This is a genomic window from Enterococcus sp. DIV0213h (genome assembly GCF_051711285.1).
GTDB lineage: Bacteria > Bacillota > Bacilli > Lactobacillales > Enterococcaceae > Enterococcus_D > Enterococcus_D casseliflavus.
In genome coordinates this window covers 1,572,283-1,595,337 of record NZ_JBIOMH010000001.1, presented here as the reverse complement: position 1 = coordinate 1,595,337, position 23,055 = coordinate 1,572,283, and the positions used below count along the sequence as shown (strand labels likewise).

Below are 23,055 nucleotides of genomic sequence, written 5' to 3'. Positions count from 1 at the left end.
AAAGTCCTCCTTTTATTTTTGGTTATTTTTGTCTTTGAAAAATTTCATGGCTGTTTGACCGACTTTTCCAGCTACCGTTGCTTTGGCAGTGGTCCGGCCAAGACTACCCACGCGCGTAATTAAATTTTTTCCAGAAACATTTAGTTCTGAAACACTGGTACTTAGATCTGCAACTGCTGTGAACAAAGGATCGATGGTTGCGACTTTTCCGTTCACATCTTGTAAAAGCTCATTCGTTTTTACCAAAAGACCTTCAACCTCTTTTGAAAGAATATCAACGTCTTTGGTAATGACACGGATGGTTGTGTTTGCCTCTTCGACCGTTTTGTCTACTTTGGTCATTGTCTTGCTGACTTGCATCAACAAACGAACGACGAAAATGACCAATACGACAAATGCGATCGCAGCAATCAATGCAGCTAGTTCTCCTCCTGACATAGAATGGCTCCTTTCCCCATTTACTTATATTAAGAATAGCATTTCACTGCACTTTCTACAAATAAAAGACTGCATTTTTAAGAAAATTATCCGCTTTCAACAGGAAATAATAAAAAAACAAAGCAATTTCATCAGAAATCGCCTTGTTTAGGAGTTTTTGTTATTTTTTTGACGCTTTCGGTGCTTCTTTGACTTCTTTTTGAACCGGAGCTAGTTCTTTTCCTAACTCGATCAAATACTCTTTCAAGCTGTCTTTGACTTCAGGATGCACTAGACCATACTCGATACTTGTTTTTAAGAAACCGAATTTATCTCCAACATCGTAACGCTTGCCATTAAATTGATGAGCAAATACGCGTTGGGTTTTATTTAATGTGTCGATGGCATCCGTCAATTGGATCTCGCCACCAGCACCTGGTTCTTGATTGGCTAAAATATCAAAAATTTCAGGGGTCAGCAAGTAGCGACCAATAATTGCTAAATCACTTGGCGCATTTTCTGGCGCTGGTTTTTCAACAAAGTTTTTGACATTGAACAAGCCTTTTTCAACTTCCATACCAGGATCAATGATCCCGTATTTTGATGTATCTTCATGAGGAACATCCATGACAGCGATTGTTGATGCATGCGTTTTTTCATAATTATCGATCAACTGTTTCGTCAATGGTACTTGATCTTCCATCAAGTCATCACCTAGCATAACTACAAACGGTTCATTTCCGACAAATGCCCGAGCCTGTAATACGGCATGGCCTAATCCTTTCGGATGAGATTGGCGAATGAAATGAAGATTTACGTCAGTTGTTTCTTCCACTAATTTCAAAAGCTCCGTCTTGCCTTTTTCTTTTAGATTCATCTCTAATTCTAAGTTGGCATCGAAATGGTCTTCGATTGGACGCTTTGCTTTCCCTGTTACGATCAAAATATCTTCGATCCCCGATTGTAAAGCTTCTTCCACGATAAACTGAATCGTTGGTTTGTCAACGATCGGCAACATTTCCTTTGCCATTGCCTTTGTAGCTGGTAAAAATCGGGTACCCAGACCGGCTGCTGGGATAACTGCTTTTTTGACATTCATGTGACTCGCTCCTTTAATCATAATGATTGATCTACCGAAAATTCGTTTTCTTCTTTGCCGTCTCGCAGCATAATATCTTTCGCTGCTTGCTTGATGTCTTTGCCTTCATACAAGACCGAATAAATCGTTTCTGTGATTGGCATTTCCACCGACAAAGCTTCTGCTAATTCGCGGGCAGCTTTTGTGGTTGAAACTCCTTCAACGATCATCCCCATATTGTCTAATACTTCATCTAAGCTATGGCCTTTTCCTAATAGGTTTCCTGCACGCCAATTTCGTGAATGGACACTGGTACAAGTGACGATCAAATCGCCAACCCCACTCAATCCGATAAAGGTTAAAGGATTGGCACCCATTGCCACACCAAGACGACTGATTTCTGCTAACCCACGGGTCATGATCGCTGCCTTCGCATCATCCCCAAAGCCAAGTCCTGCGATAGCACCGGCACCAATGGCGATGATGTTTTTCAAAGCGGCGCCAGTTTCGACACCGATCACATCGTTATTCGTGTAGATTCTAAAGTAATCATTCATAAATAGCTCTTGTACATACTTAGCAGCCGCTTCATTTTCTGAAGCTGCCGTGATCGTGGTGATATCATGGACAGCGACTTCTTCCGCATGAGATGGTCCTGACAAGACAACGATTTCTTGCCGTTTATCAGCTGGGATCTCTTCGGCAAGTACTTCTGAGATTCGTTTATGACTGCCTTGTTCTAACCCTTTTGAGGCATGGATAATGACTGGCTTGCCAGTTGTTTTCTTAGTGAATTCTTGTGCCACGGCACGAATCGCTTTAGTTGGTACGACAAACAAGACGGCATCTGCCCCTTGGATCGCCTCTTCTAAATCTTTACAGCCTAGAATATTTTCAGGAAGCTTCAGATCTGGCAAATAATGCCGATTCGTATGATACGTATTGATTTCATCGATTTGGGCGGGATTGTTCCCCCAAATAGTCACTTCATGTCCATTTTCAGACAAGACTTGTGCCAAAGCAGTCCCCCATGATCCGGGACCTAAGACGGCGATTTTCTGTTTCACTATGGAAACCTCCTCTATCCTTTTCGCAAATTCATGCACTTCATCATTTTACCATAATTTCGATAAAATAACTGTTTAGATAATCGCTTGGTTCTTACCAAAGCTGCGGTTGTAATCCTTTAACGCTTGTTTTTTCCTGCGCCAGATCATTAAAGCGATCGCTCCGAAGAACAATAAAGCGGAAAGTGCCTGTGACACACGGATTCCACCAAATAAGTATAAACTATCGGTACGCATTCCTTCAATAAAGAAGCGCCCGAATCCATACCAAATCAAGTAGCTCAAGAAGACTTCGCCTTCTTTTAATAACCCAGTTTTCTTACGCAAGAAGATCAAAACGATAAATCCAATCACGTTCCAAACCGATTCATAAAGAAAGGTCGGCTGCCGATACGCTTCATCGATATACATATTATCGATAATGAATTTCGGTATATACAAACTTTCTAAGAAGGAGCGGCTGACTTCAGCGCCAAATGCTTCATGGTTCATAAAGTTGCCCCAACGCCCGATGCCTTGTGCCAATAAGACACTTGGTGCGGCGATGTCTAAGAAGGTCCAGGGAGAAATAAAATTTCGTTGGCAGAAAAAGTATAGCCAGATCCCCCCGGCGATCAGTGCGCCGTAGATCGCGATCCCACCAGAGCGAATATTGAAAATTTGACTTGGGTCATCAATGTAGTATTGCAAGTCAAACAGAATATAATAAAGCCGCGCACCAATGATCGCTACTGGCAATCCAATCAACATAAAATCAGTCACATCATCTGGCTTGAGCCCGACACGAACCGCCTCTCTCGTGCTTAACCACATAGCAATGATCACGCCTGATACGATAATGATCGCATACCAATAAATCGGCAAACCAAATAGTTCAAATGCGACTCGATTTACTAAACCTAACATCTATCTTATCCTCTCTAGTTTCCAGAATTTTCTTCGATCAATTGCGTCAATCGGTTTTCAAAGGTCTTCGTTGCATCGTAGCCCATCGTTTTCGCTCGGAAATTCATGGCAGCGACTTCGATAATGATCGCAACATTTCGACCAGTTTTTACGGGGATCTTGATTTGTGGTACATCGACGCCACCAATTTCAACCGTCGTATCATCGGTTCCTAGTCGATCATACTTTTTGTCTTTCGCCCAAGCTTCTAAATACACCGCTACTTGAACCTGCATATACCCTCGTACGGCACTGGCACCAAAAAGATTCATGACATCGATGATTCCGATTCCGCGGATCTCGATCAAGTGCTGCAAGATTTTCGGCGGTTCCCCTACCAAAGTCAATTCATCTTGCTTATACACATCCACCCGATCGTCAGCGATCAATCGATGCCCACGTTTGATTAACTCTAAGGCTGTTTCGCTTTTCCCAATTCCGCTATCGCCTTGAATCAAAACACCTAGCCCATAGACATCCACTAATACCCCATGGACACTGGTTCTTGTGGCTAAGCGTCCATCGAGGAAACTAGAAAGCTCTCCTTGCAGACGTGAGGTTGAGATGGGCGAACGCAAAATTGTGATCTCATGTTCTTTGCAGGCTTGAATCATTTCTGCTGGTACTTCCAAGCCGCGAGAAACGATAAACCCTGGGGTATCCTCGGCACACATTTTGCGCATCACCATCAAGCGTTCTTCTGGCATCATCCGTTCCGCAAAGGTGATCTCTTTGCTGCCGAATAATTGCAGACGATCATGGGAATAGTAATTAAAATAACCCGTCAATTCCAAACCAGGTCGGGAAATATCGCCGGTAATGATTTCTCTTTCTAAACTGTTTTCAGTTCCTTCAACTATCTCTAAATTTAAAGCCTCCGCCAGCTCGCTGACTTTGACGGTTTCTGCCATAGGTTTTCCCTCTTTTCTCAATGATTCTTGCCGCTGTTTTTTGTAAACGACACTCTGGTTCTATTTTATCATTCTATCAGTAAAGTTACTACCTTCGCCAATAGAAGTCCTCATTCTTTTTCGTTTGTGTTATTATTTTACTAAGGAGGGATTTTTAATGAAATTTTCAGCATACAAGTATCAACGCCCTGATTTTCCAGTTTATCAAGAAACATTCAAAAAAGCATTAGCAAACCTTCAGTCAGCCGATACCTTCTCGGAGGCGAAGCAAGCCCTTGATGCTTTGAACGAACTAAGAGGAACGATCGATACTGCAATGAACTTGGCTTCGATCCGCTATTCGATCGATACCAACGATGCCTTTTATGAAGCAGAAGACACTTTTTGGAATGAATACCAGCCTCATTTTGAAGCTCTGGATTTTCAATTCTATCAAGCACTTCTGGCTTCACCTGTCTTAGATGAATTAAAAGCCGAATATCCAGAAACACTTTTTTTATTTGCCGAAAGCCGTGTGAAGCTTTTTGATGAGGCCTTGATCGAATTATTTCAAAAAGAAAACCAATTGGCTTCTGATTACAGCAAATTGGTCGCTTCTGCCCAAATCGACTTCCAAGGAGAAACCTATACCCTCGCACAACTGCGACCATTTACCGAAAACAAAGATCGCAGTGTTCGAAAAGAAGCGTTTGAAAAACAAACGGCTTTCTTCACGGAAAATGAAGACCGTTTTGATCAAATTTATGATGAGATGGTCAAGGTTCGTACCGAGATCGCCCACAAGCTCGGCTTTGAAAATTATGTTGCCTTTGCGGATACCCAAATGAATCGTTGGGACTATGATCGTTCAATGATCGAGACCTATCGTCGGGAAATTTTAGAAAAAGTCGTCCCAATTACCCAAAAACTGTACCAAAGACAGGCGCAGCGTAATCAATTGACTCAGGCAACCTTTACCGACCTGCCGCTTGTTTATCCTAGTGGTAACGCAGAGCCTAAAGGAACTCCTGAAGAACTAGTAGAAAAAGCCCGTGTGATGTATCAGGAACTATCCCCTGAAACTGGCGAATTTTTTGATTTTATGGTCGAGCATGACCTACTTGATCTACTAAGCAAAAAAGGCAAACAATCTGGCGGCTATTGTACGTTTATCCAAGACTATCAATCGCCATTTATCTTTGCCAACTTTAACGGCACTTCTGGTGATGTCGATGTTTTGACCCACGAAGCTGGCCACGCGTTTCAAGCCTTTCGCTCTCGTTGGATCAAAGAACCGGAAATTCTCTTTCCCAATTATGAGTCTTGCGAGATCCATTCAATGTCGATGGAGTTTATCGCCTGGCCATGGATGGATGCTTTTTTTGAAGAAGAAACAGAAAAATACAAATTTGCGCATCTTGCTAGCAGCCTGCAATTTTTGCCTTATGGCGTTTTAGTGGATCACTTCCAACAAGACGTTTATGAGCATCCTGAGTGGTCACCAGCACAGCGCAAAGCCCGTTGGCGGGAATTAGAGCGCCAGTATTGCCCAGAACGGGATTATTCAGAATATCCTGACCTTGATCGTGGCTTGTATTGGTTTAGACAAGGGCATATTTTTGAATCACCTTTCTATTATATCGATTATACATTGGCGCAAGTGTGTGCGTTCCAATTTTGGTATCGATTCATCGTGGCAAAAGACGAAACCGCTTGGCAAGATTATTTGGCCATCTGCGAAGTCGGCGGCACGAAAACATTCCTTGAGATCCTGTCTCTTGCTCATTTGCGTTCACCTTTTGAAAAAGGGGCGCTTGATGAGACGTTACAGGCAGTAGATACGTACCTTGCTGCTATCAAAGAAGAACAGTTAAACTAAAAAAAGACGTTTCCGTTTCTCCACTAGCTTTATAGCTAGTGGGAGAAAACGTGAAACGTCTTTTTAACGTGAATATTTTTCGATATGGTGTTCAGTCACGATCATATTGATCACTGACATGATCAGTGCCACTAATAGCGCTGCCCCAAACGAGGAGAAGCCGAAGTTGGCTGACCCAACAAAATATGAAGTCAAATTCAGCATGAGCGCATTGATCACAAAAGTGAAGAAACCAAGCGTCAGTAAAGTCAATGGAAATGAAATGACGATCAGAATTGGTTTAATCAAAGCATTCAGGATCGACAGTACGAAACTGGCGATCACTGCAGTCATAATGCTTTGAACATGGATCATATTTGGTAATAGAACCGCCAATGTGACAAACGTCAGTGTATTCATGATAAGCCGTTGAAAATAAGACACTAGAAGTCACTCCAGTCCTCATCCTCCACCTTTTCCGCTTCTTTACGGGGACGATTTGCTTCATTGTATTTGTTTTGCTTGTAGTAGTGATTGTCGTGGCCATATCCTGAGGTACTCTTGCGACCAGAAGGAATCAAGACCGCCATGATGATATATAAAGTGATTCCAGGAAACGCAGCAGTCACTAAAGATAGAAAGACATAGATCACGCGAACGATGGTTGGATCAATTCGCAAGTATTCTGCCAGCCCCCCTAGAGTACCTGTAATGACAACGTTATTGGCTGATTTTGTTAATTTTTTGTTCATTTATCTACACCTTCCTTCTTTTCTTTAATGAGTGTAAACCCAGCGATTCTTATTTGTCTGTATCTTTGATAAAGACATTTCCTGTTGTTGTGGATAGATCGATTTGAGCGACTTTATCGGCAACCCGACGGAATTGCAATAGTTGGTTTAGGCGTTCTTTTTTCTCACGCACAACTTCCATCTCGCTTAAACGATTGTTGATGCTACCTAAACTTGTTTTTGCGATCCCTTCAAAACCGATTCCTGTCGGTAATGCTACTTTGACATTCCCGTTTACAGAGCTGGCGTTTAATTTTTGGACCGTTTCTTCTTTGTAGGTCACACGGATGTTGCCGTTAACTAAAGAAATACCGGTATTTTGTGGCGTTGCTGTCAACGTAACGTCGCCGTTCACCGTTTCAATAATGGCATCTAAAATCTCACCCTCTTGAACAGTGATCGTTCCATTCACGCCTTCAATCTCTAACATCGATGCGTTTACTTTGCGGAAATCGATATTGCCGTTTGTTGATTTTGTATAGACATCTTTCGCATCCAATTCATTGAATGTAACATTGCCGTTCAGCAATTTCACTGCCACATGATCATAGGTACGTTTTGGCAAGTAGAAAACGAGATCGGCACGAATGCGTTTGTTGGGAATTTGGAAAGAGATGCGTTCATCATCGACATTGATTTGGCTTCTTGCTTCAAAAGCATCGAAAGGCTCCGCCGCATCCATTTTACCATATAGTTTGATTTTGGCATCTACTTTGACACCTGGTTCATCCCATAATTGGAAGGAAACATTGCCGTTTGCCAATTTCACATCGATCAATGTCGCTGCCGTTTCATCATAGCTGAATGTGTGCTCAAATTTTGTCGCTGCAACACCAGGAACTTTCAAGTTGATGTCTTTCCATTCCATGTTGTCATTGACTGACTCTGTCACTGCACGAACTGTTTTCTTCAAGAAGTGTCCGAAGTGTGTGCTGGCATCGACCATTTTTTCACTTACTTGGTTAAAGGTGTCAGTCGCTTGCTCTTTCCAATCCTCTGGAATATCTAATTTTTGAGAAATTTTTTCTTTTGTTTGAGACCATTGGTCTTTGCGAATATTTTTTAATTTTGCTTCCAATTCTGCTTTTTCTTCAGATAAACCATCTAAGGTTTCTTCCAAGGCAGTAATGGTCGCTTCTGTTTCGTGACGCGTAGCCAATTCATCTTCTGACAATTGATCCAACTCTTCTTTGGTGTTCAATTGCATCAGTGTTTCTTGTGCTTCTTTTAATTCTTCTTTGACGCCAAGAATTTCAGCATTGATTTCGTCCAACTCAGCAGATGCTTGGTTGGCTTCCGTTGCTAAACCATCGAGAATCTTTTCAAGATTTTCTTTGTCTTGCGCTTCGTTTTGACGAAGTTTTTCTTCGCTGTCAAACGTGAACATCTCATCGTCGTTTTCAGTATCATCAAATGGGCTTGTCGCATTCTTATCCGCGGTTACCTCAGCAGCAGCTTTGTTAATTTGTTTTTCGTCTTTGGCTTTTGCCATACCTTCTAGTAAATCCAAGGCTTCTTCTGTAGAAAGCACACCTTTTTTTACTAGATCCAATATACGTTCTCTTTCGTTCATGGAAATTGCCTCCTTCAGCAAATGTGTGATTGCAAGTTTAGCTTACGAACCTATTATGCCTTGTTTTTGCAAAAGTGTCATAGGTCTTAAGTACCAAGTTTTTCTCAATCTGCAGATTGGCAAGCAAAACCGACACTTTTTCTTCATTACACTAGGCTCAAAACGATCTTCCTATTATTAACAGTACCACGAAAAACCAATAGAAACAAAAGTTTCAGCTAGAAGAACTCTTAAGGAATAGGCCTGCTAGAGTAAATGAGTGATTGCTCCTTTCACTGCAGGTCGGCGACGAAAAGCATAGACGGCTCAACTAGTAAATTTCAGGGACGATAGAATCGATTTCCATTGGCCATCTTTATGGAGGAGCCATTTTCTATTTTGCCTATCCTATTCACGTCATCGATTGAAGCGATTCTTTCAAATCAAAAAGACCGCCGAGAGAAGTTACTCCTTAAAGGACAACTGCTTTCGACGGTCCATCCCATCTCTTTTAAAAGAGATACATGATCAAGAACCCAAGCTGGTTTCTTAAATCATTTCCGTACGGTTTGTATTCAATTCACTGATTTTCCCAGTAGCAAGATACACGATCCATTCACAAATATTCGTTACGTAGTCACCGATTCGTTCCAAGTATTGAGCAACGGATAAATAATCGGTCCCACTGACAACTGTTTCTGGATTTTCTTTCATACTCTCGATCGTTTTGTAATAAATGTCTTTGTAATATTCATTGACCCGATCGTCCATTTGAGCGATCATGCGAGCATCATCTTGATCGGTTTTTACATACGCCACTAAGACATTATCAACCATTTTTTTGACGTAATCCGACATATCTGAGATTTCTTTTTCGATTTCGGCGATCCGCGTTTCGCCTTTGACCCGAATTGTTGACTTCGCGATGGATACCGCATGGTCCCCCATCCGCTCCAAGTCAGAGCTGGCTTTCATTACAGTAATGATCATTCGTAGATCGGTCGTTACTGGTTGTTGCAAAGCAATCATCTCAAAGCTCTTTTTTTCTAAACGAACTTCCATATTGTTGATCGCCAAATCATTTTCAATTACTTCCTGCGCAATTTCTTTGTCATGTCTGACATATGCTCGCACAGATTTATGAATGGCACTGCTGACTAGCATCCCCATTTCATAAAATTGATTGTGTAAATTTAATAATTCTTCTTCAAATTGTGTACGCAACATCCCTTTTCCTCCTAACCAAATCTTCCTGAGATATAATCTTCTGTTTCTTTTTTGCTTGGGCTTAGGAACACTTTTTTCGTGTCATTGAACTCGATCAAGTTGCCGTCCAAAAAGAACGCGGTTTTATCTGAGATTCTTGAAGCTTGTGACATGTTGTGGGTCACGATGATCATGGTGTAGCGTTCTTTCAGTGCTAGAAGGGTATTCTCGATTTTCCCTGATGAAATGGGGTCTAACGCACTGGTTGGTTCATCCAGCAAAATGATTTCTGGATCGACAGCCAATACCCGAGCGATACAAACCCGCTGCTGTTGTCCACCTGATAAAGAAAGCGCACTTTGGTGAAGTTTGTCTTTGACATCTTCCCAGACAGAAGCTGCTTTCAGGCTTTCTTCTACCGTCTTATCAAGAATCTCCTTGTCCGTGACTCCTTTTAATTTTAACCCATAAATCACATTTTCGTAAATTGAAAAGGGAAAAGGATTCGGTTGTTGAAAAACCATCCCGATTTCTTTGCGCAAATCAACGATGTCTTGCTTTGGACTATAAATGTCTTTCCCTTTATAGACAACACTTCCTGTAATTGTCACACCAGGGATCAAATCATTCATTCGATTAAGAGAACGCAAGTAGGTCGATTTCCCACATCCTGAAGGTCCGATCATTGCAGTGATCTCGCCTTTTTTGATGGAAAGGTCGATTCCTTTTAATGCTTCTTTTTTTCCGTAGTATAAATGCAGATCTTTCGATGTAATAATTTCTTCTGCCATTGTTTTGCCTCCGTTTACTGATCGAATCGGCTCAGCCAAAATGACCGGATACGTAATCTTCTGTTGCTTTAATTTTTGGACGAGTAAATATCTTACGGGTCTCATCGTACTCGATCGCATTTCCTAAGTAGAAAAAGGCAGTATAATCGCTGATCCGAGCAGCTTGCTGCATATTATGGGTCACGATGATGATTGAATAGTCGTTTTTCAAGTTGATAAGAGTTTCTTCCACTGTCCCGGTTGAGATTGGATCAAGGGCACTAGCTGGTTCATCTAGAAGCAAAATATCTGGTTTCATCGCAATTGCTCGAGCGATACACAGACGTTGCTGCTGTCCACCGGACAATGCCAAAGCACTTTTGTCTAAGCTGTCCTTTACTTGATCCCAAAGTGCGGCTTGTTTCAAGCTGGTTTCGACTGCTTCATCCAATTTCTTTTTGTTTCTTTCTCCATGACGTCGCAAAGCAAAGGCGATGTTGTCATAGATCGATTTACTGAAAGGGTTTGGTCGTTGGAAAACCATGCCGATACGCTTGCGCATTTCGAAGACATCGACTTCTTTTGTATTGACGTCGACTCCTTTATACATGATGTTTCCTGTGACTCTCGTGTTTGCGATCCCATCATTCATTCGATTCAAAGAACGCAGATACGTTGATTTACCGCAACCGGAAGGTCCGATCAATGCGGTGATTTTATTTTTTTCAAATTGTAGATCAATGCCTTTGATGGCTTCATTTGATCCATACCATACATGCAAGTCAGTGGTATAAAGCGCCACATCTTCTGGTTTATCGAAGGTAATGATATTTCGATCGTCCCAATTGTAATCGTTCATACTGTCATTCTCCTTATGCTGACGTCATTTTCTTGTACAACCGTTTGCCAGCTGCACGGGCGCCAAAGTTAAATAGCAAGACGGCAATGATCAATACCGCCGAAGCCCCGGCTGAAACTTGAGCGCCATCAGGCATCGTACCTTCTGTATTGATTTTCCAAATATGGACTGCCAGCGTCTCCGCTTGTCGGAAAAGACCGATCGGGCTGGAAACACTCAATGGATTCCAGTTTGTAAAATCAAGGGCCGGTGCACTTTGTCCTGCAGTGTAGATCAGCGCTGCCGCTTCACCAAAAATTCGACCAGAACTTAGAATGACCCCAGTCAAAATTCCTGGTGTTGCTTCTGGAACAATGATGCGTGTGACAGTTTCCCAACGGGATAAGCCTAAAGACAAGCCCGCTTCACGCTGCGTATAATGAATCGCTTGTAGAGATTCTTCCACATTTCTAGTCAATAGTGGCAAATTGAAGAAAGTCAATGCCAAGGCACCTGAAATGATCGAAAAGCCATAACCAAACTGGATAACAAAGACCAAGAAACCAAAAAGACCGACAACCACAGAAGGCAGTGAACTCAAGATTTCGATCGATGTCCGAATGATATCCGTCAACCAGTTTTTCTTCGCATATTCTGATAAGTAGATCCCCGCTCCTAAAGAAATCGGAAAACTAATGATCATTGTCACTAAAAGCAAGTATAGGGAATTGAACAATTGGATGCCGATCCCGCCACCTTCTTGATACGCTTTTGAAGAAGAAGTCAGAAACTCCCAATTGATATGGGGAATACCACGTACCAAAATGTACAATAGTAAGGAAGCCAAAATCAAAACAATGACTCCAGCAACAGCATACAAGACGCCGGTAGCAATTTTATCTGAACGTTTTGCATTCATTATTTCAATGCTCCTTTCTTCCCAATAAAGCGAATGACAATGTTAAATAGTAAGGACATCAATAAGAGAATCAAGGCTAATGACCATAGAACGTTGTTTTGGACTGTTCCCATGATCGTATTCCCAATACCCATGGTTAAGATCGATGTCAATGTTGATGCAGGTGTCACTAAGCTCGTCGGCATCAATGCCGCATTACCGATAACCATTTGGATCGCCAATGCTTCCCCAAATGCGCGAGCCATTCCGAAAACAACCGCCGTTAAAATCCCAGGGACAGCTGCTCGTAAAACAACTTTATAGATCGTTTGCCAGCGTGTTGCACCTAAAGCTAAGGATGCCTCACGGTAGTGCCGAGGGACTGCCCGTAACGCATCAACAGTCATCGTAGTCACTGTCGGCAAAATCATGATAAATAGGACAAAGGTCCCCGCCAAGATCCCAAACCCTGTACCGCCAAAAACAGAACGGACTGCTGGTACAATGACAGACAAACCGATAAAACCATAAACTACAGAAGGAATACCGACTAATAGTTCGATGACGGGCTGCAAAATCTTCTCTCCGTTACGAGGGGAGATCTCCACCATAAAGACTGCTGCACCGATCGCAAATGGTGTTGCGACGATCGCTGACAGGAAGGTTACGAAGAACGAACCAAGGATCATCGGTAAAGCACCTACTAATGGTTGGCCATCAGGACCAACAGCACTTGGATTCCATTGCGTACCAAACAAAAAGTCGAAAACATTGACTTTGTCTACAAAGAATGTCGCTAATCCACGGCTAGCAACGAAATAAAAAATGGAGATCACAACCAATACAATCAACGCAATACATAGAAAGCTAACCAGCTTTCCTCTTTGTTCCATTCTTGCGCGCTTGGATTTTTTTGTTAACACTTCTTTTACATTTTCCACGAGGGTTCCTCCTCAAAAATCAAACTAAACTCATAACCATTAGTTTATCGGTTCAACATCAATTTCTGTTAAAGCTTGTGTAAATTTTGTGTAAAGATTACTCGACGATGTTGCCTTCCCAATCTCTTTCCACCTGCATGATGGAAATTGGAATATAACCCAGATCCCCGACGATATGCTCTTGTACTTCATCAGAAAGCATATATTCGAGAAATTCAGCGGTCAATCCCGTTGGTTCTCCTTTTGTATACATATGCTCGTAAGCCCAAACTTTCCAATCATTGGTCGTTACATTTTCAATCGTTGGTTGAACCCCATCGATCGAAAGGACGTTGACTTCATCTGTCACATAAGAAAATGCAACATAACTGATGGCCCCTGGTGTATCTGAAACGATCGAACGGACCATCCCACTAGAATCTTGCTCTTGGGAAGGAATCGCTGTTTCGCCATCCATGATCCATTTTTCAAACGTACTTCTCGTGCCGCTTCCAGTCGCCCGATTCAACAAAACGATGGGCAGATCATTTCCGCCAACTTCACGCCAATTTGTAATATTTCCTAAGAAGATATTTTTTAAGTCCTCTGTTGAAATATCCGTGATCCCGACGCCTTTGTTGACGATCGGTGTGATACCCACCGTTGCCACTCGGTGGTCAACGAGTGCATCCGCATCGATCCCTGGCTTTTCTTCTGCAAACAAATCAGAATTCCCAATATCGACTGCGCCTGCTTGGACTTGACTTAACCCAGTGCCGCTCCCGCCTCCTTGGACATTGATAAATCGCCCAGGATTTGAGTTTTGAAATTCTTCCGCAACGGTTTCTACGAGTGGCTGCAAGGCAGAAGACCCGACTGCTGTGATGGATTCTCCTCGATCTGCCCAGCTTGCACATCCTGAGAGTAAAATAACCAATCCGATGATAGGACTTAGAAGTTTTAATTTTTTCATCATAACGCTCCTTGTACTTTCGAAAGTCATTGATTGTAAAAATCAATTATTTTCATTTTACCATTAGTTGAAATCAATGAAAATTATTATTTGCTTTTTTTTCTTGAGCTGAGTCTGTCCCTTTATTTAAAACGCTTTTTTTCTTTTACAAAATAACTATTTTGTAAATAAAATGACAAGATTTCTTAATTAAATTACGTGCATCCAGAAGGTATGCTGTGCTATACTGTGAGAGGAAACGTATTTTAAAAAGAACATAATTATTAATCTTGCTTCCCCAATCAAGTACAATATGTTGTTATGTTCAGCGTTTTCACGATTTCATCAACATTTCCCCAAAATGTCTGTTGAATCGAAACGGCAGAAAGAAGCATTCCTATGCATCTTCTGCCGTCTTTTTTTATTCTAATTCACTTAACCATGCTGCCATCTGCTCAATGATGGCTTCTTGCTGTGCTTCATTTGGTAGATCCGCTGCTGCTTCTCCTTTTTGTAACCCATAGGTACCAAAGCCAGCATGATTGCCGCCTTCGATCGTTTGGAACGTCGTAGTTTCTGGAAGGAGGCTGCGGGCAGCTTGCCAATTTTCTTGATTCACTACTTGGTCTTGACTGCCTGAGAGTGACAACACAGCAATCGATTGATCAGCTAAGGATCCTTTTTCATCTGGGTAACTAGCAAAGAAAAAGACGCCTTTTAACTCGTTGTCGTTTTCAGCCAACTGATTCGCTGCAAAACGGCTTGCCATGACGCCACCTAATGAATGACCGCCAATGACATAGGAGCTATGGGGAATTTCTTTCAAGACCTCTTCTGCACGATTGCCTGCTAAAACAGCCATGTTAAAGGGCATTTTAACGATTGCTACAGAATAGCCTTTTTCCGCTAAACCTGCTGCCCATACACTATAGCTTTCGGCATCGACAAGCGCACCAGGATAGAAAATAACCAAAGGCTTTTCTTCATCTCCAGCAAAATAGAGGACATTTCCCTCATCATCTGCCTCTTTCGCAGCTGTAACTGCAGCATCCACTGCTGGGTAATGCAGTTGTTGCCAACCGACCCAACCGGCAATAATTAAAATAACGACGGTGATCAATACACCGATCAAGACTTTTGTTCTTTTTCTCATCATGTCCTCCTGCAAAAAAGAAGATCAGGAAAGGATGGCAGACGAAACTTGCGGGTCCATCATCTCCTGAATCTTTCTATAAGTGTTTCCAATTTTTATCGGTGAGCCAGCGCCAATAGTTCTCGTGCATGTTCAATCGTTAAATCGGTGATTTCTGCACCTGAGAGCATACGGGCGATCTCAGCCACTCGTTCTTCTTCTGATAATTTACGGACATGGGTTTCTGTCCGACCTTCTTGTATTGCTTTTTCGATAAAATATTGATTGTCCGCCACAGCCGCTACTTGCGGCAAGTGGGTGATACACAAGACTTGCGAATTCGCAGCGATCTTGGCGATTTTTTCGGCGATCGCCTGAGCTACTCGGCCACTGACCCCAGTATCCACCTCATCAAAGACAATACTAGTGATTCCTTGCTTGCGGGAGAAAATCGATTTAAGCGCTAATAAGATTCGGGAAAGCTCTCCTCCAGAAGCAACTCGCACTAACGGTTTCATGCCTTCACCGGGGTTGGTGGTCAAATAAAACTCCACGGTATCAAAGCCGCTGCTGCTTAATTGTTTTGAGCCAGATGCAAACCGTACTTCAAATTGCGCGTGCTCCATATACAGCTCTTTTAACTCTTGAACGATTTCTTTTTCTAAACGATGAGCCAATTCACGTCGTTTGACGTGCAAGGCTTCCGCCAGCTGCCAAACTGCTTCAGCTTTTTGGGCAAGCTCTTCTTCTAATTGCTCCAACTGACCTTCCGTATAGGCTGATTCGCTGATTTCTTTGCTGATCTCGTCATAATAAGCAAGAATCACAGGAATTGACTCCCCGTATTTGCGCTTCAATTGACGAATCGTTTCCAGCCGTGAAATGACTTCTTCCAGTCGGCCTTCATCTAATTCAAGGTTGTCGACTTGCCGCGAAATATCAGTGGCTGCATCTTGCAACAGGTAGTACGCACTTTGGATCGCTTCACTGATTTTTTCATACGCAGGATCAAGATGGGCGATCGACTGGATCTCTGATAATGCCACACTGACTCCATCTAGGCTATTAACTTCTTCGGCGGATAGAGCGCCATAGCTTTGCCCTAGAGCATCCACGATTTTTTGATAATTGGTCAGTTTTTCTCGTTCATCGATCAGCTGCTCTTCTTCATTTTCCATCAATTCCGCTTGGGCGATCTCTTCTTGTTGAAAACGCAGCATGTCCATTCGCTGCACATAGAGCTGTTCATTTTCTTGAATGGTCCGCACATGTTTTTCTAAGGAGCGATAGGCTTGATAGGCTTGACGGTAACTTGCAAGTTCCGCTTTAAAGGCATCATCTCCAAAACCATCCATCAACGCCAAATGTTTTTCTGGCTGCAGCAGCTCTTGATGCTCATTTTGTCCTTGGATATCAACTAAAAACAAGCCGATTTGGCGCAAAACCGACAAGGTAACAGTTCGACCATTAACACGACAAATAGTTTTACCCGATTGAGAGATATCCCGTTGTACGATCAGAACTTCCTCTTCATCAATACCCAGATCTGCGGTCAGCTCTTTGAACTCCTGCTGATTCGGCCATTCAAAAATCCCTTCCAAACGGCATTTTTCTGCGCCTTGACGCAAATAGTCACTGGATCCTCTGCCACCTGCTAGTAAGCCCATCGCATCGATAATGATTGATTTCCCAGCACCTGTTTCACCTGTTAGAGCCGTCATCCCCTCATGAAAAGACAGGTGCAGGTTGGAGATAATCGCAAAATTTTGGATCGACAATTCTAAAAGCATCCCTTGCCTCCTCTTTTATACGTAACGTTGGAAATCCTTGAATAGGTTCTCGGTATCTGCTTCTGTTCTAGTGATCATCAAGACGTTGTCATCATCGTTTAGCGTGCCAAATAATTCTTTGGCATAACGCTTATCGATCAAATTCGCCAAAGCCGAAGCATTGCCAGGCAGTGTGCGCAGGATCACAAATTTGTCCATTCGATCGACAGAAACAAACGCCGTTTTTAGGATTTTATCTAGTTTACCACTCACGTCTTCTGTTGTCTCTTGTGGAATACTATAGCGATAGCCGCCTTTTTGGGAAGGAACTTTCACTAACTTCAATTCCTTGATATCCCTTGATATGGTTGCTTGTGTGACTGAGACGCCGCGATCTTTTAACAACTCGACAAAATCTTCTTGTTTCTGAATATCTTGTTCACTTAACAATCGTGTAATCAAGCGATGCCGTTCTTTTTTTCTCATCTCTTGTTCCTCCTGAATGAATTCCTACTAATTTTATCCTATTTTGCGCAAGAAAGAAAGAGAGCCGACAAGTAAAATGTCCACTCTCTTCCATTCTTTATTTTGGCTGATGAAAGGTCTCATGTGCTGATGCAACAACTTTCGGGATGTCGATCCCTGCTGCGGTGCCTTCTTGCAGGCTTTTCTTTAAATGTACGATAAACTCGATATTCCCTTCGCCACCAGTGATTGGTGAAAAACTTAGGTTTAATACATCGAATTTTGTTTTCTTAGCGAATGCCAGTACTTCCTCCAACACTCGTTCATGGGTTTTGGGGTCACGAACGATCCCATTTTTTCCGACCGCTTCTTTGCCCGCTTCAAATTGTGGTTTGATCAGCGCCATCACTTCGCCATCCGCTACCAAAATATCATAAAGGGGAGGTAAGATCAGTTTAAGTGAAATAAAAGAAACATCGATCGTAGCAGCTTCAGGAAGACCATCCAGGAAGTCTGTTGGTTTTGCATAACGGAAGTTGACCCGTTCCATTACAATCACTCGCTCATCTTGCCGCAGCTTCCATGCCAACTGATTGTAACCGACATCCAGTGCATAGCTTTTTTTGGCGCCATTTTGCAACGCCGCATCAGTAAAGCCACCGGTGGAAGCGCCGATATCTAACATGATTTTATCGGTTACGTCAAAATCAAAAACTTTGAGTGCTTTTTCTAACTTGAGACCACCACGAGAAACATAAGGCAGCTTCTTCCCTTTGATCTGCAGCAGTGTATCTGCGGCAATTTTTTCTCCAGGCTTATCTAGGCGCTCATTGTTTTTTTCTTTGTACACCAATCCAGCCATCACTCCTCGTTTGGCTTGCTCGCGGGTCTCAAAGAGGCCTTGCTGGACTGCTAAAACATCTACTCGTTCTTTCTTCATGCGTTCCCTCGAATCTCAAATCGTTCCACAAATGCTAATAAAACATCCTGCGTAAATTGACCGTATTGGCTTAACTGTGCCAGAATTTCTTTGGCTTTGCCCAATTCTTCAGTCAAGGCTTGCTGCGCGCCTGCTAAGCCAAGTAAAGCAGGATAGGTACTTTTCGCCAACTCGTCATCTCGGCGGACAACTTTGCCTAGCTCTTCGGTCGTACTAGTGGCATCTAACAGATCGTCGCGAATTTGAAAGGCTAACCCAATATGCTGGGCAAAGCGATCCAATTCATGCAGAACCTCTTCCGTCTGGTCGGCTAAGACACCACCAGCAATCACCGCAAAGCGGATCAATTCTCCAGTCTTTCGTTCATGGATTGACATCAGCTCCTCAAGACGAAGCGCTTGGTTCTCCCCTTGAATATCAGCTGCTTGGCCGGCAACCATCCCTTGCGTGCCCGCTGCTTTACTCAACTGCTGCAGCAGCAAGACTTTTTGATTGGCTTCGATTTCCGCCATAGCGACTAATTGAAACGCAGCCGTCAAAAGACCATCTCCAGCTAAAATCGCTAAAGCTTCACCAAAAACCTTATGGTTGGTGGGTTTGCCTCGACGCAGATCATCGTTGTCCATTGCTGGCAGATCATCATGGATCAGCGAATACGTATGCACCATTTCTAGGGCTGCTGCACACTGGTACACCGCGGTATTGATGGGTTTGTGAAAAGCGGCGACTGTTGCTGCCAATAAAAGCGGGCGAATGCGTTTGCCGCCAGCTTGGATCGAATACTGCATGCTTTCAAATAGTCGTTGATCAGAAGTGTGTTCTTTGACAAAACGTTCCATAACTTCTTCGATCAATGGGGCGTGTTCTTTCGTAAATTCCTTCAAAGCACTCATTGGCTTTCCTCTTCAAAGGGAACTTCTTCATTGGATTCAGTCATCATTTTTGTTAAGGATTTTTCCGCTTTACTCAAGGTGTCCTTGCATTGCTTGCTCAAAACCATGCCTTTTTGAAAAGCATCTAACGCTTCTTCCAATGGAACATCACCTTGTTCCAAACGGGTTACGATTTGTTCTAATTCTTGTAATGATTCTTCAAATGTTGGATTTGCCATGATTAACTCCTTCTGTACTAATAACTTCGACCAGTGCTTGGCCATCTTGGTAATGGATCGTCAGCTGATCTTCTGGCTCGATCGCATCAATCGATTTGATCACCTGCTCATTTTTCGTGGTATAGCTGTAGCCGCGTCCCATGATTTTTAGTGGGCTTAACAAATCAAGGGATTGGACTGCATTTGCAAATTGATTTTCTTTTGCCGCATAAATATCTTTCATGGCTTTCGTTAAGCGTTGAGAAAGATAGCTGACCTCTTGATTGCTGGCTTGTAATCGCGCTTTTGGTTGTTGCTGGGCCAACCGTGAAATCAATTGCTGTGCCTGGCGATCCTTGTCATAAAGCAAGGTTTGCAAGCCTTGCTGCATCCGCTGCTGCAACTGATCGAGTTTGATCGACTGTGCCTCATACAAGCGCTCTGGTTGTCGAAAAACATACGATCCAATCACTCGCTGATAGCGTTCTTGTTTGTACTGGATCTGGTGCATAAATGCTTGCTCTAATCGGGCTTGTCTTTCTTCGATCCGCAAAATCTCCTCCGACAGCACTGGCACCGCTAATTCGGCAGCGGCGGTCGGAGTTGCCGCCCGTACATCCGCCACTAAATCGGCAATCGTCGTATCGGTTTCATGCCCCACTGAAGAAATAATGGGGGTTTTTGCATCAAAAATGGCTCTTGCCACTCGTTCTTCATTGAAAGGCCAGAGGTCCTCGATCGATCCACCCCCACGTCCGATGATCATAGTATTAAAGGTCCCATCGGCTTCGACTCGTTGGATATTTTTCACCACATCATCCGCAGCTTTATTGCCTTGTACCACGGTTGGATACAAAACGATCTGAGCAATGGGGTAACGCCGCTGTGTCGTCGTGATGATATCTCTGATCACCGCCCCACTAGGACTGGTCAAAACTGCGATGCGTTTCGGGTATTTCGGCAAGGACTGCTTCGGTGCAGAAAATAAACCTTCTGCTGCCAATTTCTGCTTTAATTGTTCATAGGCTTGATAAAGAGCGCCGACACCGTCTGGTTCCATATGATCGATCACCATCTGGTAATTTCCGCTTGCCTCATACAGAGTGATACGCCCAACCGCCATGACTTTCATGCCCTCTTCTGGTTGAAAGCGCAACTTGTCAAAAGCGCCTTTGAACATGACGGTCGAAATTTTTGCACCATCATCCTTCAAACTAAAGTATTGGTGATTGGGGCGACGACGAAAATTGGAGATCTCCCCCGTCAAATAAACCCGCTCTAGATACGGATCGACGTCAAACTTACGCTTGATATATTTTGTTAATGCGGTTACCGTTAAATATTCTTGCGCCATTTAGTTTTTCATTGTCTCCTTTGCTGCCTCGATCGTTTGGGCCATCAACATCGTGATCGTCATTGGACCTACACCTCTAGGTACCGGTGTGATATAGCTAGCGATCGGTTCGACTTCATCAAATTTCACATCGCCGATCAACTTGCCGTTGGCATCACGATTCATCCCAACATCAATCACCACAGCCCCTTCTTTTACGAAGTCTTTTGTGACAAAATGACCGCGGCCGATCGCCACGACTAAAATGTCCGCTTGTTTTGCCAACTCGGGCAGATTTTTGGTTTTTGAATGAGCAATAGTCACGGTGGCATTTGCCCCCAAGAGTAAGTGCGCCATTGGTTTTCCGACAATGTTGCTGCGACCGATCACTAAGGCATTTTTTCCTTCCAATTCGATCCCATACGCAGCAAACATTTTCATGATGCCATAAGGGGTACAAGGAATTCGGTCAGGTACACCTGCGAATAATTTTCCTAAATTGATTGGATGAAAGCCGTCGACATCTTTTTCAGGTTTGATGGCTAACAGTACTTTTTCTTCATTGATATGTTTTGGCAAAGGAAGTTGAACCAAAATTCCATGAAAGGCATCATCGTTATTGAACTGTTCGATTTCTGCTAATAATTCTGCCTCAGTAATGGATTCAGGGTAGCGGGCAACACGGGAATTGATGCCGATTTTCGTCGCAGCTAGTTCTTTATTTTTCACATAAGTCTGACTTGCTTTGTCTTCTCCAACAAGCAAAACAACTAATCCCGGTGTCACACCCTGCTCTTTTAGTGTTGCTGTCTCTGAAAGAAACGCTGCTTGCATTTTTTCAGCCAATTCTTTTCCATTGATTAATGTACCCATTCTGACAACTCCTCCAACCTGATTATACGGACTTATTTTGTAAAAAGAAACGCACCAATCGTTTATCGATATGCTTCTTCATGTTTTCTATCATAGCATTTTCTGAAAAGAAAAACACCGTCTAAGGCTCCCTTTTTTCGGAAAAAACGAGGGTAAACCGACAAAGTGCGTGCAAAAAAACCGAACGATCAAGCAGGACCGTCAAAACAAGGCGGTTGCTCATAAATCGTTCGGTTTCTGACTCGATCGAAAAAAAGCTGATCTCTTTTGATCGATCGTGTTAGGGCTGAAAATTACTCACTTACTTGGTTGGTTTTTGTTTCTAGCTCTTGATTGACTGTCGATAAAATACCGTTGACAAACTTTCTGGACTGATCATCACTAAAAGTTTTCGCTAACTCGATCGCTTCATTCAAAGCCACACGATTCGGCACATTATCCACATAGATCATTTCATACAAAGCAATTCGTAAAATCGTCACGTCCATTTTTGATAAACGCTGGATTTTCCAACCAGCTTTTAAATGATTTTGAATGACTTCATCCAAGGCTTCTTTGTAATGACAGACACCTGCCACTAATTGATCTAAATAAACAGGCACAAAATGCTCTTGTTCTTCATCGATCAATTCATGGTGTTCCAACTCGATGGCATGCATGATGGCATCTTGTTTCGTTAAATCTTTATTAAAGTCTAGTGGAAATAAAGCTTGTAACGCCATTTTCCGTATTTCATGCCGTGATAATTCTTTACTCATTTTCTTCCTCATCGTTTCCAAATAATTCTTCGATGTCTGGTAAATCTACTTTTTCTGGCACGACTGCCACAACATGAACATTTACTTCAGCCAGTTGTACATCTGTCATAAATAAGACTTGCTGTTTGACCCGTTCTTGGATCTCCATTGCCACTTTAGGCACTGACATCCCATAAGTGATATAGCAATAGATGTCCACTTTGATCCCTGTTTCATCGATCGTTAAGTAGACCCCTTTGCCATGAGCTGCGCGACCTAATAATTCAGTGACACTGTTTGCCAGTGTTCCTCGCATCCCATAGACACCTTCCACTTTAGAAGCAGCGATCCCAATAATGATCTCGATCACTTCTGGTGCTATGACGATCTCGCCTAATTCAGGACTTGCATTTAATACAAGGTTTTTATCTTCATTCATACGTTTTTGCCTCCATTCTAAACAGCTGTACCGTATTGTTTGTAAAAAAACCGCTCGTTTTTTCCGTTTGAAGCAAACCAACGCTTGATTCAATC

General features: G+C 42.8%; 25 protein-coding genes. 1 reads left to right on the top strand and 24 read right to left on the bottom strand.

Annotation, left to right across the window (positions count from 1 at the left end):
• Positions 1-12: 12 nt before the first annotated feature.
• From IGI77_RS07210 to hprK, 5 genes are all read right to left on the bottom strand, one after another.
• Positions 13-438, bottom strand: coding sequence for a DUF948 domain-containing protein (locus tag IGI77_RS07210; protein WP_005235398.1), 426 nt, complete (start codon positions 436-438; stop codon positions 13-15).
• Positions 439-598: 160 nt separating this feature from the next.
• A complete protein-coding gene (gene galU, locus IGI77_RS07205) occupies positions 599-1,516 on the bottom strand; it encodes a UTP--glucose-1-phosphate uridylyltransferase GalU (RefSeq protein WP_428206345.1) in 918 nt (305 codons plus the stop codon).
• Between the two features lie 17 nt (positions 1,517-1,533).
• The gene (locus IGI77_RS07200; protein WP_005225792.1) at positions 1,534-2,562 is read right to left on the bottom strand and encodes an NAD(P)H-dependent glycerol-3-phosphate dehydrogenase; all 1,029 of its coding nucleotides are present in this window, start codon (positions 2,560-2,562) and stop codon (positions 1,534-1,536) included.
• Between the two features lie 75 nt (positions 2,563-2,637).
• Positions 2,638-3,468, bottom strand: coding sequence for a prolipoprotein diacylglyceryl transferase (gene lgt, locus IGI77_RS07195; RefSeq protein ID WP_010748008.1), 831 nt, complete (start codon positions 3,466-3,468; stop codon positions 2,638-2,640).
• Positions 3,469-3,482: 14 nt separating this feature from the next.
• Positions 3,483-4,418 carry an HPr(Ser) kinase/phosphatase gene (gene hprK / locus IGI77_RS07190; protein ID WP_005225790.1) on the bottom strand — a complete coding sequence of 312 codons (936 nt, stop codon included), beginning with the start codon at positions 4,416-4,418 and terminating at the stop codon, positions 3,483-3,485.
• A 157-nt stretch (positions 4,419-4,575) separates the two neighbouring features.
• Between hprK and IGI77_RS07185 the strand changes: the two genes are divergently transcribed.
• Positions 4,576-6,276, top strand: coding sequence for a M3 family oligoendopeptidase (locus IGI77_RS07185; RefSeq protein WP_142967236.1), 1,701 nt, complete (start codon positions 4,576-4,578; stop codon positions 6,274-6,276).
• A 63-nt stretch (positions 6,277-6,339) separates the two neighbouring features.
• Here IGI77_RS07185 and IGI77_RS07180 read toward each other — a convergent pair whose 3' ends face one another.
• The 19 genes from IGI77_RS07180 to IGI77_RS07090 form a co-directional block, all read right to left on the bottom strand.
• Positions 6,340-6,699, bottom strand: coding sequence for a phage holin family protein (locus IGI77_RS07180; RefSeq protein ID WP_005225788.1), 360 nt, complete (start codon positions 6,697-6,699; stop codon positions 6,340-6,342).
• Positions 6,699-7,007: a PspC domain-containing protein gene (locus IGI77_RS07175; RefSeq protein WP_010748006.1), complete on the bottom strand. Its 309-nt coding sequence runs from the start codon at positions 7,005-7,007 to the stop codon at positions 6,699-6,701. Before IGI77_RS07175 ends, IGI77_RS07180 begins: the two co-directional genes overlap by 1 nt.
• A gap of 49 nt (positions 7,008-7,056) precedes the next feature.
• Positions 7,057-8,619 (bottom strand): daptomycin-sensing surface protein LiaX, encoded by a 1,563-nt coding sequence (gene liaX / locus IGI77_RS07170; RefSeq protein WP_010748005.1) that lies wholly within the window; start codon positions 8,617-8,619, stop codon positions 7,057-7,059.
• 528 nt (positions 8,620-9,147) lie between these two features.
• Entirely contained in the window at positions 9,148-9,825 is a 678-nt protein-coding gene (phoU, locus tag IGI77_RS07165) for a phosphate signaling complex protein PhoU (protein ID WP_005225785.1), read from the bottom strand.
• Positions 9,826-9,836: 11 nt separating this feature from the next.
• The gene (gene pstB, locus IGI77_RS07160; RefSeq protein WP_005225784.1) at positions 9,837-10,595 is read right to left on the bottom strand and encodes a phosphate ABC transporter ATP-binding protein PstB; all 759 of its coding nucleotides are present in this window, start codon (positions 10,593-10,595) and stop codon (positions 9,837-9,839) included.
• Between the two features lie 31 nt (positions 10,596-10,626).
• Entirely contained in the window at positions 10,627-11,433 is an 807-nt protein-coding gene (gene pstB / locus IGI77_RS07155) for a phosphate ABC transporter ATP-binding protein PstB (RefSeq protein ID WP_005225783.1), read from the bottom strand.
• Positions 11,434-11,446: 13 nt separating this feature from the next.
• Entirely contained in the window at positions 11,447-12,331 is an 885-nt protein-coding gene (pstA, locus tag IGI77_RS07150) for a phosphate ABC transporter permease PstA (RefSeq protein WP_005225782.1), read from the bottom strand.
• On the bottom strand, positions 12,331-13,251 hold the full coding sequence (gene pstC, locus IGI77_RS07145) for a phosphate ABC transporter permease subunit PstC (RefSeq protein ID WP_005225781.1): 921 nt from the start codon (positions 13,249-13,251) through the stop codon (positions 12,331-12,333). Before pstC ends, pstA begins: the two co-directional genes overlap by 1 nt.
• Positions 13,252-13,348: 97 nt before the next feature.
• On the bottom strand, positions 13,349-14,203 hold the full coding sequence (locus IGI77_RS07140; protein ID WP_010748000.1) for a phosphate ABC transporter substrate-binding protein PstS: 855 nt from the start codon (positions 14,201-14,203) through the stop codon (positions 13,349-13,351).
• 400 nt (positions 14,204-14,603) lie between these two features.
• Positions 14,604-15,335, bottom strand: a complete 732-nt coding sequence (locus IGI77_RS07135) for an alpha/beta hydrolase (protein ID WP_201290572.1) — start codon at positions 15,333-15,335, stop codon at positions 14,604-14,606.
• Between the two features lie 95 nt (positions 15,336-15,430).
• Complete coding sequence (gene recN / locus IGI77_RS07130) at positions 15,431-17,104, bottom strand: DNA repair protein RecN (RefSeq protein WP_016610293.1); 1,674 nt, start codon at positions 17,102-17,104, stop codon at positions 15,431-15,433.
• A gap of 15 nt (positions 17,105-17,119) precedes the next feature.
• A complete protein-coding gene (gene argR / locus IGI77_RS07125) occupies positions 17,120-17,569 on the bottom strand; it encodes an arginine repressor (RefSeq protein ID WP_005225777.1) in 450 nt (149 codons plus the stop codon).
• Between the two features lie 97 nt (positions 17,570-17,666).
• Positions 17,667-18,488, bottom strand: a complete 822-nt coding sequence (locus tag IGI77_RS07120; protein WP_005225776.1) for a TlyA family RNA methyltransferase — start codon at positions 18,486-18,488, stop codon at positions 17,667-17,669.
• Positions 18,485-19,381, bottom strand: a complete 897-nt coding sequence (locus IGI77_RS07115) for a polyprenyl synthetase family protein (RefSeq protein WP_081116532.1) — start codon at positions 19,379-19,381, stop codon at positions 18,485-18,487. The genes IGI77_RS07120 and IGI77_RS07115 overlap by 4 nt, the downstream gene beginning before the upstream one ends.
• Positions 19,378-19,599: an exodeoxyribonuclease VII small subunit gene (locus IGI77_RS07110; RefSeq protein ID WP_005225774.1), complete on the bottom strand. Its 222-nt coding sequence runs from the start codon at positions 19,597-19,599 to the stop codon at positions 19,378-19,380. Before IGI77_RS07110 ends, IGI77_RS07115 begins: the two co-directional genes overlap by 4 nt.
• The gene (gene xseA / locus IGI77_RS07105) at positions 19,580-20,932 is read right to left on the bottom strand and encodes an exodeoxyribonuclease VII large subunit (protein WP_438769775.1); all 1,353 of its coding nucleotides are present in this window, start codon (positions 20,930-20,932) and stop codon (positions 19,580-19,582) included. The genes IGI77_RS07110 and xseA overlap by 20 nt, the downstream gene beginning before the upstream one ends.
• A complete protein-coding gene (locus IGI77_RS07100) occupies positions 20,933-21,784 on the bottom strand; it encodes a bifunctional methylenetetrahydrofolate dehydrogenase/methenyltetrahydrofolate cyclohydrolase (RefSeq protein WP_438769774.1) in 852 nt (283 codons plus the stop codon). It lies immediately after the preceding gene.
• A 293-nt stretch (positions 21,785-22,077) separates the two neighbouring features.
• The gene (nusB, locus tag IGI77_RS07095) at positions 22,078-22,542 is read right to left on the bottom strand and encodes a transcription antitermination factor NusB (RefSeq protein ID WP_034858046.1); all 465 of its coding nucleotides are present in this window, start codon (positions 22,540-22,542) and stop codon (positions 22,078-22,080) included.
• Complete coding sequence (locus IGI77_RS07090; RefSeq protein WP_005225770.1) at positions 22,535-22,960, bottom strand: Asp23/Gls24 family envelope stress response protein; 426 nt, start codon at positions 22,958-22,960, stop codon at positions 22,535-22,537. Before IGI77_RS07090 ends, nusB begins: the two co-directional genes overlap by 8 nt.
• Positions 22,961-23,055: the final 95 nt, after the last annotated feature.

Coding starts and splice junctions, on each gene's coding strand:
- IGI77_RS07210 (WP_005235398.1), bottom strand. CDS start 438: ATGTCAGGAGGAGAACTAGCTGCATTGATTGCTGCGATCGCATTTGTC.
- galU (WP_428206345.1), bottom strand. CDS start 1,516: ATGAATGTCAAAAAAGCAGTTATCCCAGCAGCCGGTCTGGGTACCCGA.
- lgt (WP_010748008.1), bottom strand. CDS start 3,468: ATGTTAGGTTTAGTAAATCGAGTCGCATTTGAACTATTTGGTTTGCCG.
- hprK (WP_005225790.1), bottom strand. CDS start 4,418: ATGGCAGAAACCGTCAAAGTCAGCGAGCTGGCGGAGGCTTTAAATTTA.
- IGI77_RS07185 (WP_142967236.1), top strand. CDS start 4,576: ATGAAATTTTCAGCATACAAGTATCAACGCCCTGATTTTCCAGTTTAT.
- IGI77_RS07175 (WP_010748006.1), bottom strand. CDS start 7,007: ATGAACAAAAAATTAACAAAATCAGCCAATAACGTTGTCATTACAGGT.
- liaX (WP_010748005.1), bottom strand. CDS start 8,619: ATGAACGAAAGAGAACGTATATTGGATCTAGTAAAAAAAGGTGTGCTT.
- phoU (WP_005225785.1), bottom strand. CDS start 9,825: ATGTTGCGTACACAATTTGAAGAAGAATTATTAAATTTACACAATCAA.
- pstB (WP_005225784.1), bottom strand. CDS start 10,595: ATGGCAGAAGAAATTATTACATCGAAAGATCTGCATTTATACTACGGA.
- pstB (WP_005225783.1), bottom strand. CDS start 11,433: ATGAACGATTACAATTGGGACGATCGAAATATCATTACCTTCGATAAA.
- pstA (WP_005225782.1), bottom strand. CDS start 12,331: ATGAATGCAAAACGTTCAGATAAAATTGCTACCGGCGTCTTGTATGCT.
- IGI77_RS07140 (WP_010748000.1), bottom strand. CDS start 14,203: ATGAAAAAATTAAAACTTCTAAGTCCTATCATCGGATTGGTTATTTTA.
- IGI77_RS07135 (WP_201290572.1), bottom strand. CDS start 15,335: ATGAGAAAAAGAACAAAAGTCTTGATCGGTGTATTGATCACCGTCGTT.
- recN (WP_016610293.1), bottom strand. CDS start 17,104: ATGCTTTTAGAATTGTCGATCCAAAATTTTGCGATTATCTCCAACCTG.
- argR (WP_005225777.1), bottom strand. CDS start 17,569: ATGAGAAAAAAAGAACGGCATCGCTTGATTACACGATTGTTAAGTGAA.
- IGI77_RS07120 (WP_005225776.1), bottom strand. CDS start 18,488: ATGAAGAAAGAACGAGTAGATGTTTTAGCAGTCCAGCAAGGCCTCTTT.
- IGI77_RS07115 (WP_081116532.1), bottom strand. CDS start 19,381: ATGAGTGCTTTGAAGGAATTTACGAAAGAACACGCCCCATTGATCGAA.
- IGI77_RS07110 (WP_005225774.1), bottom strand. CDS start 19,599: ATGGCAAATCCAACATTTGAAGAATCATTACAAGAATTAGAACAAATC.
- xseA (WP_438769775.1), bottom strand. CDS start 20,932: ATGGCGCAAGAATATTTAACGGTAACCGCATTAACAAAATATATCAAG.
- IGI77_RS07100 (WP_438769774.1), bottom strand. CDS start 21,784: ATGGGTACATTAATCAATGGAAAAGAATTGGCTGAAAAAATGCAAGCA.
- nusB (WP_034858046.1), bottom strand. CDS start 22,542: ATGAGTAAAGAATTATCACGGCATGAAATACGGAAAATGGCGTTACAA.
- IGI77_RS07090 (WP_005225770.1), bottom strand. CDS start 22,960: ATGAATGAAGATAAAAACCTTGTATTAAATGCAAGTCCTGAATTAGGC.